The sequence below is a fragment of the Rhizobium sp. J15 genome, assembly GCF_002531825.1.
GTDB lineage: Bacteria > Pseudomonadota > Alphaproteobacteria > Rhizobiales > Rhizobiaceae > Rhizobium.
The window spans coordinates 50,908-62,803 of record NZ_NWSX01000010.1; the positions used below are offsets into that span (position 1 = coordinate 50,908).

General features: G+C 64.3%; 9 protein-coding genes. 8 read left to right on the forward strand and 1 reads right to left on the reverse strand.

What is annotated here, in order from left to right; translation table 11 throughout:
- Positions 1-38 precede the first annotated feature (38 nt).
- A complete protein-coding gene (tssH, locus tag CO670_RS11550) occupies positions 39-2,801 on the reverse strand; it encodes a type VI secretion system ATPase TssH (RefSeq protein WP_097590362.1) in 2,763 nt (920 codons plus the stop codon).
- A 230-nt stretch (positions 2,802-3,031) separates the two neighbouring features.
- Here tssH and tssA point away from each other — a divergent pair, with 230 nt between their 5' ends.
- The 8 genes from tssA to tssG all read left to right on the forward strand — a co-directional run bounded on the left by tssA (position 3,032) and on the right by tssG (position 11,889).
- Positions 3,032-4,096 (forward strand): type VI secretion system protein TssA, encoded by a 1,065-nt coding sequence (gene tssA, locus CO670_RS11555; RefSeq protein ID WP_245425797.1) that lies wholly within the window; start codon positions 3,032-3,034, stop codon positions 4,094-4,096.
- A 78-nt stretch (positions 4,097-4,174) separates the two neighbouring features.
- Positions 4,175-4,699, forward strand: a complete 525-nt coding sequence (gene tssB, locus CO670_RS11560; protein ID WP_097590364.1) for a type VI secretion system contractile sheath small subunit — start codon at positions 4,175-4,177, stop codon at positions 4,697-4,699.
- Positions 4,700-4,826: 127 nt separating this feature from the next.
- Positions 4,827-6,308, forward strand: a complete 1,482-nt coding sequence (tssC, locus tag CO670_RS11565) for a type VI secretion system contractile sheath large subunit (RefSeq protein ID WP_097590365.1) — start codon at positions 4,827-4,829, stop codon at positions 6,306-6,308.
- Positions 6,309-6,375: 67 nt separating this feature from the next.
- Positions 6,376-7,764: a type VI secretion system contractile sheath large subunit gene (gene tssC / locus CO670_RS11570; RefSeq protein WP_097590366.1), complete on the forward strand. Its 1,389-nt coding sequence runs from the start codon at positions 6,376-6,378 to the stop codon at positions 7,762-7,764.
- Entirely contained in the window at positions 7,761-8,591 is an 831-nt protein-coding gene (locus CO670_RS11575; RefSeq protein ID WP_097590367.1) for a type VI secretion system accessory protein TagJ, read from the forward strand. The genes tssC (CO670_RS11570) and CO670_RS11575 overlap by 4 nt, the downstream gene beginning before the upstream one ends.
- Complete coding sequence (gene tssE / locus CO670_RS11580; RefSeq protein WP_088675567.1) at positions 8,584-9,093, forward strand: type VI secretion system baseplate subunit TssE; 510 nt, start codon at positions 8,584-8,586, stop codon at positions 9,091-9,093. Before CO670_RS11575 ends, tssE begins: the two co-directional genes overlap by 8 nt.
- The gene (gene tssF / locus CO670_RS11585) at positions 9,086-10,867 is read left to right on the forward strand and encodes a type VI secretion system baseplate subunit TssF (RefSeq protein WP_097590368.1); all 1,782 of its coding nucleotides are present in this window, start codon (positions 9,086-9,088) and stop codon (positions 10,865-10,867) included. The genes tssE and tssF overlap by 8 nt, the downstream gene beginning before the upstream one ends.
- 20 nt (positions 10,868-10,887) lie before the next feature.
- Positions 10,888-11,889, forward strand: coding sequence for a type VI secretion system baseplate subunit TssG (gene tssG, locus CO670_RS11590; RefSeq protein ID WP_097590369.1), 1,002 nt, complete (start codon positions 10,888-10,890; stop codon positions 11,887-11,889).
- Positions 11,890-11,896: the final 7 nt, after the last annotated feature.

The window sequence follows — 11,896 nt, forward strand, 5'->3', positions numbered from 1 at the left end:
GTCAGCTCTCCTGTTGGCGGTTGAGTGCCTAGTTGCGTCTAAGGCGTAGTTGCCTTTCTTTTCGCTGCTCCCCGGGTGCGTTTGCGGCCCGGGGTTACTTCATCCGACAACCGGCTTTCCCCCGGCGTGCCGAATTCCTGTGGGGCGGCCTCTTCGGCATCGAGGCCGAATTGATGGCCGTCGTAACCGATGGTGATCCCCGTAATCTTCTTCTGCTGCGCGACCGCATCGAGGAAAAACGTCGAAAGAACGGGCAGCAGGTCGCGCGCGATCATCACCTCGATGGCGCGGGCGCCCATCTCGCTGGTGCGGGCGCGGGAAATCAGCGCCTCGCGCGCCTGCGGCGAGAGCGAAAGCGTCGTCCCGTAGGTCGTCCCGACCCGCTCGCGGATGCGGCCGATCTGGATGTCGACGATGCCGGACAGCGTCTCGGACCCAAGCGGCATGAAGGGCAGCACGGTGGTACGGCCGAGGAAGGCTGGCTTGAAATGCTTCTGCAGTTCCGGCAGCAGCATCGCTTCCAGCGCTTCCGCCTCCGGCATCGTTTCGGGATCGGCCGAAAGTGCGGCGATCATCTCCGAGCCGGTATTGGCGGTCATGACGATAGTGGTGTTCTTGAAATCGATGTCGCGGCCTTCGCCGTCGCGCAGCGTTCCCTTGTCGAACACCTGGTAGAAGATTTCCTGAACGCCGGGATGCGCCTTGTCGATCTCGTCGAGCAGCAGCACGCCATAGGGCCGGCGCCTGACCGCTTCCGTCAGCACGCCGCCTTCGCCATAGCCGACATAACCGGGCGGCGAGCCGAGGAGCATGGAAATCTTATGCTCCTCCTTGAACTCTGACATGTTGATGGTGGTGAGATAACGGCTGCCGCCATAGAGCATGTCGGCGAGCGACAGCGCGGTTTCGGTCTTGCCGGTGCCGGACATGCCGACGAGCAGGAAGACGGCCGGCGGGCGGCGGGGATCGGAGAGCCCGGCGCGTGCCGCGCGCATGGCCGAGGCGATCCGCTCGATCGCCGCATCCTGTCCCAGTACCCTTTCCTTCAGGCGGGCATCGAGCGTCTTGACGGTCTCGATCTGGTCGGCGAGCAGCTTGCCGAGCGGAATTCCGGTCCAGCGGGCGACCACGGCGGCGACGACTTCCTTGTCGACGACGCGCGGCAGCAGCGGTGTGCGGTCCGTCACCGCCGCCAGGCTGCGTTCGGTCGCGGCAAGGGCTGCCCGCGCGCTCTCCGCCGTCATGGCCTGGGGCGGGAATGGCGCGACATTCGTGCCATCGCCGGCATTGTCGGCCGGCGCCAGCGGAGTGACGGCATCGTCGGGAGAGAAGAATTCTTCCAGCCGGTCGGCCTCGCGGACGAGCCGGTTCTCCTCGTCGAATTTCGACCGGAGCGCCTCGATTTCCGCGAGAATTTCCTGCTGTTTGACGGCGATGTCTTCAAGCCGGGCGAGCTTTTCCGGCGTCTCCGGTTCGCGCGCCAGCCAGCTTGATTCGGCTTCCAGAAGATCGCGCTCCTCGGAAAGCGATTTCAGCGCCTCCGGCATCGTCTGGCGCGCAAGCGCGACGGCCGCTGCGGACGTGTCGATAAGGCTGATCGCCTTGTCGGGCAGCTGCCGGTCCGGCAGATAGCGCGCCGAAAGCCGGACGGCGGCAACGATCGCCTCGTCACGGATGCGGACCTTGTGATGGGCCTTCAGGCTTTCGGCCACACCGCGCAGCATGCGGATCGCCGATTCCTCGTCGGGCTCGCGCACATGCACGGTCTGGAAGCGGCGGGTCAGGGCCGCGTCCTTCTCGATGAAGCGCTTGTATTCGCCCCAGGTCGTCGCCGCGATCGTGCGCAGCTCGCCGCGCGCCAAAGCGGGCTTCAGGATGTTGGCGGCATCGCCCTGGCCCGCCTGCCCACCGGCGCCGATCAGCCCGTGGGCCTCGTCGATGAACAGGATGATCGGCTGCGGCGAGGTCTTCACCGCGTCGACCACGCCATGCAGCCGCCGCTCGAATTCGCCTTTGACGCCGGCGCCGGCCTGCAGCAGGCTCAGATCCAGGAGCAGCAGTTTCACATCTTTTAGCCGATCCGGCACGTTGCCGGCGGCGATCTCCAGCGCCAGCGCTTCCGCCACCGCAGTCTTGCCGACGCCCGCCTCGCCGACGAGGATCGGGTTGTTCTGCCGCCGGCGCGTCAGAATGTCGATCAGCTGCCGCAGCTCGCGATCGCGCCCGATAACCGGATCGATACGGCCCCCGCGGGCATCCGCCGTCATGTCGTGGGTGTAGAGGCGCAGGAACTCGTTGTCCCCGGATGAGGTCGCCGGCACGGAAAGCTGTTCCGACGCGCTGGGCGCCGCCTTCTCCAGCAACCTCTCGAGCGCCGCCCTGTCGAGATTGCGCAGGGACGGGGCAATGCCGCGGATAACGGCGCGCAGCGCCGAATCGCTCGTCAGCGCGGCAAGCAGATCGGCAAGAAGCACGACATCGCGCCCGCATTGCAGCGATGCAACCAGCCAGGACTCCCGGCCGAGGGAAAGCAGGTTGGGCGAGAGCGCGAGTGCTGCGCCGGCTTCCCGGGGGACGTCGGCGATAGCGGCGTCGAGCTCGCCTCTCAGCGCTTCGGAAGAAACCGCGAGCTCTTCGAATACGGCGGAAAAGCCCGCAATATCAAGAAGGGAGCGAAGCCAGTGGGCGATGTCCACCATGGCGTGCTGATGACGCACGGCAAGCGAAGCCGCTGTCTCAAGACCGACACGTAGATTGGGCTCAAGCGTTCTTATGAGACGATTGAGATCGATATGAGACATCCGCAAGTCCTGTTTATACGTCGAAATTCGGCGCGCTCTCGTGATGCGAAGCAACAACTAGGGCGCTCATAAACCCTTGTCCAGAACAAAAACGACTCTATTTAAAAAAATGAGCATAAAGAAAGTCGTCATAAATCCGTCATCGTTCTGAAATGGTTGACAAGCCAATACAGGCCGCCCAAAATGCCAGCTCTCCGCAGTATGCTCTGATTTTTGAGGTATTTAACAGCGTGAACGTCCACGAAATTATAAATTCACTTGAACAAGATCGCCCGTGTGGAGAAAACGTGCGAAACAATACTATGCATCGCGAAATATACTACAGAATTAAGGACGCGAGAAACGCCGCTCGTACAGCCGAACGTAGTATTTCTCCGGGTGAAGTTATTACGCTTGCACCTGCCTGGCACGATGTTAGCAATCTTGGATTGCAAATCCTTTCTTCCCGGAGCAAGGACATCGAAGTATTGGCCTGGCTTGCCGAAGCCCAGTTGCGGCTGCGCGGCTTCTCAGGATTGCGTGACGTCTATGTTGCAACCGTGTCGCTTTTGGACAAGTATTTCGATGCCCTGCATTCGATCGGGGATGGCGACTTCGAGGAGCGGTTTGCGCCTTTCGCGGGCCTCAACGGCGTGGGCGGCGAGGGAACGCTGATCCAGGCTATTCGTTTGACATCGTTGATCCCGGACGGAAAGTTCGCTCAGTTTTCGCTGTGGGATTTCCAGCTTTCGCAGCGGCCGAACGAAATCGAGCGGCGCAAGGAATTGCAGCAGGCGGCGGCGGAAGCCGGTGTCGCTCAAATGTCAGCCTATCTCGGCGTACTCACCGAGTGCATCGCCGCTTTCGACCGCATGGTCGAAATACTTGACGAGCACTGCGGTGACCAGGCGCCGCCGAGTTCGAATACACGCAATGTTTTGCAAGAGGCCGCCGCTGCAATCCGCGTACTCGCCGGTATAGAAGACCCCGTCGCGGCGTCCGAAGCCCCTGCCGCGCATGGTTTCGAGCCCCCGCAGGCCGCCGCCGGCGGCGAGGCGGAGGCCATTCGGCCGCGGCCCGTCAGCGCCGAGGCGATTCGCTCGCGGGAAGAAGCCTTCGAGCTTCTGGCCGCCGTTGCCCGCTATTTCCGCCGCACCGAGCCCCATTCACCCATTTCCATGTCGATCGAGACGCTGGTGCGCCGCGGCCGCATGGATTTTTCCGAGCTTCTTGCCGAGCTTCTGCCCGAACAGCACGCACGCAATGCCGTGCTGACGGCAGCCGGCATACAGCCCGTATCCGACAGGGGAGGCTGACGGCGCGCGGCCGGCCGACCGGCAGCAATCTGCAGCATCCCTATTCGCAATCCGCCGATGAGACGAAGGAGAATCTCGATGGCAAGTGTGCATGAGAAACTGGAACGGGTTCGCAAGCCCAGGGTCCACATCAAATACGAAGTGGAAACCGAAGGCGCGATGGTGGTGAAGGAACTGCCCTTCGTCGTCGGCGTGCTCGGCGACTTTTCCGGCAATCCCACGCAGCCGCTGAAGCCTTTCGGCGAACGCAAGTTCGTGCAGGTCGATCGCGACAATTTCGACGACGTCATGCGCCGGATGACGCCGGGCCTGACGATCTCCGTCGAGAACACGCTCGAGAAAAACGGGACGGAGCTTCCGGTTTCGCTGAAATTCGAAAGCATGGCCGATTTCGAACCCGGCGCGATCGTCGATCAGGTGCCGGCGCTGAAGGCCCTGCTCAATGCGCGCAACCAGCTGCGCGACCTGATGAGCAAGGCGGACCGCTCCGAGGAACTCGAGCGGCTGCTCGAAGACATTCTGCAGAACAAGGCCGACCTCTCGCAGCTGATCGCCCAGCTTGGCGGCGGCAAGGCCGACGAGCCGAAGGACGTGGTGAACTGAGCGGCGGAGGCCGCGAGCGATCGTGGCCGCCCGTGGAATGCCTGAAGAGTCGTTGTCCGGCAGCGGCCCCTTGGAAGGGAAGCCTCATCCCTCAAGGACCGCCGCTTTCGCAAAAAGGATCGTATAGATGACCGCTGAAACGCAATTGCAGACAAGGGAAGAAGCAGGGTTCGCGCCTGATCAGGACCTGCTTTCGAAGGTCGTGGCCGCAACCCGCCAGACCGAGCCCGACCGTGCCCAGGACCTCCTGCGCACGCTGACCGACCAGGCCCTCAAGGGCACCGTTACCTATGATCGCAACCTGACGATCACCTTGAACAACGCCATCGCCGAGATCGACAAGGCGATATCAGGCCAGCTCGCCGCGATCATGCAGTCGCCCGAGTTCACCAAGCTCGAAGGCGCCTGGCGCGGCCTGCACTATCTCATCAAGAACACCGAGACGAGCGCCAATCTGAAGATCCGCGTGCTCAACGCATCCAAGCGGGATATCGCCAAGGATCTCGCCAAGGCCGTCGAGTTCGACCAGTCCCGTCTGTTCAAATCGGTCTATGAAGACGAGTTCGGCACGCCGGGCGGCGAGCCGATGGGCGCGCTGATCGGCGATTACGAATTCGACAATTCCTTCGACGACGTGCAGCTGCTCCAGGGCGTCTCGATGATCGCCGCCGCCGCCTTCGCGCCGTTCATCTCGGCCGCAAGCCCCCGCATGTTCGGCTTCGAGGATTTCCGCGAGCTGGCAAAACCGCGCGATCTCGAAAAGATCTTCGAGACGGTGGAGTATGCCAAGTGGCGCAGCCTGCGCGAGAGCGACGATTCGCGCTTCGTGACACTCGCCATGCCGCGCGTGCTCGCCCGCATGCCCTACGGCCCGAAGACCAGCCCGATCGAGGAATTCAACTTCGACGAGACCGGCGGCTCCAAGACCGGCGAACTGCCGCACGGCTCCTATTGCTGGATGAATGCGGCCTATGTGATGGGCACGCGCCTGACCGAAGCCTTTGCCAAGAACGGCTGGTGCACGGCCATTCGCGGCGCCGAGAACGGCGGCAAGGTCGAAGGCCTGCCGATGCACATCTTCTCCAGCGACGACGGCGATCTCGACCTGAAATGCCCGACGGAAGTCGGCATCACCGACCGCCGCGACGCCGAACTCGGCAAGCTCGGCTTCCTGCCGCTCTGCCACTACAAGAATACGGACTATGCCGTGTTCTTCGGCGCCCAGACGGCGCACAAGCCGAAGCTCTACGACCGCCCCGAGGCCAATGCCAATGCGGCCGTTTCGGCCCGCCTGCCCTACATGATGGCGACTTCGCGCTTTGCCCATTACCTCAAGGTCATGGGCCGCGATAAGATCGGCTCCTTCATGGAGGCGGAGGATTGCGAGGCCTGGCTCAACCGCTGGATCTCCAACTACGTCAACGCCAATGACGAGGCCGGCGAAGAATCGCGCGCCAAATATCCGCTGCGCGAGGCCAAGGTCACCGTGCAGGAAATACCCGGCAGGCCGGGCGCCTACAACGCCGTCGCCTGGATGCGTCCCTGGCTGCAGATGGAGGAATTGACCACCTCGCTGCGCATGGTCGCCCGCATTCCCTCGAAGAACTGATGAAACCGGGACCGGCGCGGCAATTCAGCTGCGCCGGTCCTTTCGAAACATTTCTCTCAGGTTGACGATGGGTTCCAGCACTGAATGGCGGCGCCGGGCGGATCAGCTGATCGCGCTGATCGACGAGGCGTTGAACAGGCAAGTCAATGCCATTCTCCACCATCCCGATTTCCAGGCGATGGAGGCGAGATGGCGCGGCCTTGCCATGCTCGTGCGCGAGGCAAGCCGCAGCGGCGAAGTGAAGGTCAAGCTGCTCGGCGTCAGCTGGCGCGAACTCGCGCGCAGCATGGAGCGCGCCAGCGATTTCGACCAGAGCCATCTGTTCGAGCTGATCTACAGCCGCGAATTCGGCATGCCGGGCGGCGAGCCCTTCGGTCTGCTGATCGGCGATTATCATCTTTCTCCCGCCGATCCCGCCGACGGCGATCCCGTCGGCACGCTGTCGCAGATCGGCATGGTGGCGGCCGCCGCCTTCTGCCCCTTCGTCGCGGGTGCCGCGCCGCTCGCGGTCGGCCTTGAGGATTTTCACGAGCTGAACCGGGTCAACGACTTTTCCTGGCTTGCCACCGAGACGGCCCGCATCCGCTGGAACAGCCTGCGCGCCAGCGAGGATTCGCGTTTCCTCGGTCTCGCCGCGCCGCGCATTCTGATGCGTTCGCCGTTGACGCCGCATTCACGCCATCGCAATGACGGCTTTCCCTTCCGCGAAAGTATTGCCGCCGACGGCAGTTCGCTGCTCTGGGGCAATGCCGCCTTCGCCTTCGCGACCGTCGTCATCCGGAATTTCATCAATTCCGGCTGGTTCGCCGATATTCGCGGCGTCACCCAGGATGCCGTCGACGGCGGCCTGCTGAGCGGGGCCGAATTGCCGCCCTACGACTTCGGCACCGAAAGCAACGGGCTTTCCGCCCAGGCGCCGGTCGAAATCCACCTGACCAGCAGCCAGGAACAGCAGCTCTGCGAGCTCGGCATCATTCCCGCCGCGACCACCTATCTCTCCTCCTCGGCGATCTTCAATTCCAACCAGTCGCTGCATGCGCCGCCGCATTATTCCAACGAGCATGCGCGCCAGAACGCGCGGCTCGCCGCCATGCTGCAATATGTGCTCTGCGCCTCGCGTTTCTCGCATTATCTCAAGGTCATTATGCGCGACGAGATCGGCCAGCTTTCCGATGCGATCTCGATCGAACGGAAACTCGCGGACTGGCTGACCGCCTATACGCTCGGCAACGACGATGCCGACATTGCGCTGCGCACCCGCTTTCCGCTGCGCTCGGCCGGCATCAGCGTCGCCGAAATTCCGGGCAAGCCCGGCAGCTTCTCCTGCACCGTCCGCCTGCAGCCGCATTTCCAGCTCGATGACGTTGCCACGAGCTTCCACCTGATCGCCGAGACCGCGACCACCGGCCAGATCCTGAGCCGCCCCGTTGCCATGCCCGAGAGGATGTCCGCATGACGCTTTCCGCCAACATCGCCCAGTCGCTCAGCGACAACGCCCTCGACGAGGCGCTCGAAGAGGTCAAGGCGCATCTGAAGACCAGCCCTTCGGATCAGGAGGCGCGGCACCTCTATATCGATCTTCTCGTCCTATCCGGCGAATACGAGCGCGCCGACAATCAGTGCAGCCTCGCCGCCACTCTCTCCCCCGACGCGACAATGGGCTTTGCCCTGCTGCGCAACGAGCTTCGGGCGATGGCGGCACGCGATGCCTGGTTTGCAAGTGGCGCCGTGCCGGAATTTCCGCAGGGACCGAGCGAACTCGACAAGCTGGCGCTGCGCCTCGGCATCGCCCACCGTGAAGGCAATGCGCGTGAGGCGAGGACAACGCTCGAAGCACTCGAAACCTTGAGAGGCGAACGCCCGCTGATCTGGAACGGCAAGGCGATCTCGGATTTCCGCGATCTCGATGACCGCATCCCGCACGCCCTAGAGGTCATCATGACCGGCGGCGGCTATCTCTGGATCGATTTCGCCAAGATCGCTGCGGTCTCGATCGAGCCGATCGCCCGGCCGCGCGATCTCGCCTTCCGCCGCGCCGAACTGTCGCTGATCGATGGCGCGGCCGCATCGGTGCTTCTGCCGGCGGTCTATCACGGCACCGGCAAGGATGCGACGCTCAGGCTCGGCCGCGAAACAGAGTGGATCGAGGAAGCCACGGGCATCACCGCCGGCCGCGGCCAGCGCTGCTTCCTCGCCGGCGACGACCTTGTCTCCTTCCATGACACCCAAAGTCTGGAAATCGTCCCGGCAAGCTCTGCCGGCAGGCAGGCCGCGCATGGCTGATCCGCTCGAACGCTACCGGCAGCGCGACCGCGTCCTCGCCCGCTCGATCCTCGACAGGCTGATCGACGAGGCCCCGGATCGCGCCGCCGATCCGCCGGTGAACTTCGTCGACCAGGTGCGCGAGATGCGCGAGGCGATCCGCCGCGATCTCGAAGCGCTGCTCAACACGCGCCGCTGCCCGACCACGCCGCCGGCCGTTCTTGCCGAACTGAAGGATGCGCTGGTGAGCTACGGCGTCGATGGCGTCGTCTCGGCCAACCTGATGACCGACGAGGCGAAGCTCAGGCTGGCGGCCGCGATCGAGCGGCGGATCGCGCTCTTCGAAACGCGGCTTTCCGATGTCAGGGTGACGATCCTGAAAAGCCGGACGATGACCGAGCGGGCGCTGCGCCTGCGCATCCAGGCGACCTTCCGCCTGCATGAAGGCATGCCGCCGATCAGCTTCGAGTCGACCATCGATCCTTCCACCCAGCGTTTCCTGGTGGAGGCCGCGCATGGCTGAGGGCTTCCTCCACCGCTACAACGAGGAGCTGCTGGCGCTGCGCCGCCGCGCCGCGCGCTTTGCCGACGCTTTCCCGAAGATCGCCGGCCGCCTGCGCATGACCGGCGACGTCGCCGACGATCCGCATGTGGAGCGCCTGATCCAGAGCTTCGCCTATTCGGCGGCGCGCGTTCGCCAGAAGCTCGACGACGAATTTCCTGAGCTGACCGACAGCCTGCTCGAAACCCTCTATCCGCATTATCTCGCGCCCCTGCCATCGATGAGCATCGTGAAGTTCTGCCCGGGCGATACGCTGGCCTCGGTGCAGACCGTGCCGCGCCACACCGAGATCCTGGCCGAGCCGGTGCGCGGCGAAGCCTGCCGCTTCCGCACCACGCAGGACGTGGAGATGGCGCCGATCGAAATTACAGGCGCCACCCTTGCCGGCCAGCCGATCAATGCGCCGCTTTCGGCCTATGCGGGCGTTGCCGGCTGCCTCAGGCTCTCCATCCGTTCCCTCGATGCCCGCAAGCCCTTCGGGAGCCTCGGCGTGAACCGGCTGCGCCTGCACATTCCCTCCCCCTGGCAGCAGGCGGTGGCGATCTACGAGCTGCTGGCCAACCACACGCTCGGCATCGCGCTCGCCCGCCATGCCGACGACCGCTCGCCGGTCTTCCTGCCGGCCCGGAATCTCAAGCCTGTCGGTTTCGAGCCCGAAGAGGCGATGCTGCCCTATCCGGCGCCGAGCTTCACCGGCTACCGGCTGCTGACGGAATTTTTCGCCCTGCCCAGAAAGTTTCTGTTTCTCGACATCGAAGGGCTCGATGCCTGGCAAGGCGAAACGCTGGAGCTGTTCATCTATCTCAAGGAGAGCGACGCCAAGTTGGAGCGGGCGGTGTCGGTCCGCGACTTCGCGCTCAACGCCACGCCCGTCGTCAATCTCTTCCGCCAGGTCTGCGAGCCGATCGCCATCGACGGCACCCGCACCGAATATCGCCTCATGCCCGATGCGCGGCGCCAGAAGACCCGTGAAATCTATTCGATCGACCGCGTGCTGCTGACCGGATCGCGCGGCCAGGAGGAATTCTGCCAGCCCTTCTTCGGCCGGTCACAGCGGGCGGGCACGAGCGCAACCTATTGGCAGGCCTATCGCCGCTTCGACGAGGACGACCGGACCAGCGACATGGACATCGCCTTCGTCGATAGGCAACGCCGCTCCGCCGGTCCCGTCGATGCGGTGGCGAGCGTCGATACGCTCTGCCTCAACCGCGACCTACCGGAGCAGCTTCCCTTCGGCGGCGGCCATCCTTTCCTGCAGCTTGCCTCCGGTCATGAGGCGGTGGCGGGCGTCGAGGCGCTGATCCCGCCGACGCCCTCGGTGCGGATGAACGATCAGGAAGGGCGGAACTGGCGGCTGATCTCGCATCTCGTCCTCAACCATCTATCGCTCTTCGACAATGGCGGCGCGGCGCTGAAGGATATCCTGTCGCTCTACGCTTTCCGCGACAGCCCCGAAACCAAGCAGTTCGTCGATGCGCTGGTGCGGATCAAGGCCGCCAATTCGACCGCCCGCCTCGGTAGCGGCGGCATGGTGCCCGGCACCGAAATCACGCTGGAATTCGATCCGGCCGCCATCGACCGGCCCTCGGCCTTCCTGTTCGGCAGCCTGCTCGACCGCTTCTTCAGCCTCTACACCTCGGTCAACAGCTTCACCCGACTCACCGTCGGCATGAAGGGGCAGTCGAGGCCGATCGCCCAATGGCCGGCGCGCGCCGCCGAACGCCCGCTTCTCTAAGGAAGGATCGCCAGCCAATCATGGACATGCAAGCCGCCAGCAAGCCAGATGCGCTGACCGACCTGCTCGAACGCGACCCCGGCCGCTTCGAGCCGGTGACGGCTTTCCGCGTCGCGCAGGCGTCGGTCGGCGAAGGACGGCTTGACGTCGCCTCTCATGTCGGCGTCTCGCCGGCGCCGCTTGCGGTCAGCGGATACAAGCGCAAGGCCGGCCGAGCCACCGTGCGCAGCGCACTTGCCGGCCTTGTCGGCGCGCTCGGCTCGATGCCTTCGGCCTATAACGAACTCATCATGCGCGAGGAGCGCAACCGGTCGCGGGCGCTGGCGGGCTTCTTCGATCTCTTCGGCGCGCGCATGGCCGAACTCTTCGCCGATGCCAGCGAGAAATACCGCATCGCCCGGCGGCTGCGCTGGGGCGGGGTTTCAGCGAGCAATGCCTTCGTCACCACGCTGCTTTCGCTCACCGGCTTCGGCACCAAGCGGCTCGTCGAAAAGAGCGGTGTCGAGGAAGAGCTGATCCTGCGTTTTTCCGGCTTCTTCGCCGCGCGCAACCGCAATGCCGTCAATCTGCGCGCCATGCTCACCGAATTCAGCGGCCTGCCTATTGAAATCGAATTGTTCCGCGGCCGCTGGCTCACCATTCCGGTGGAGGAGCGCAGCCGCATGGGCCAGCCGCGGGGCGTCCAGCTCGGCGTCAATGCGACGGCGGGGGCTGCCATCCACGATTTCAGCGGCGGCTTCCGCATCGTCATCGGCCCGCTCGGCTACGCCGATTATCTCTCGCTGGCGCCGGGCGGCCGCGCCATCACCGAACTCTTCGCCCTGACGCGGCTTTATGTCGGCGCGGCGCTCGAATTCGACATTCAGGTCATCCTGAAGAAGGAGGACGTTCCCTTCTGCCGGCTCGGACAGGCGGGCGATCCGCCGCGCCTCGGCTGGAACAGCTGGGCGCGGATCGCCCCAGCGGCACAGGACAGCGGCGATGCAGTGATCGTCGAGCGTCTGCCGGCCGAGATGCGGTGAGGGAGGC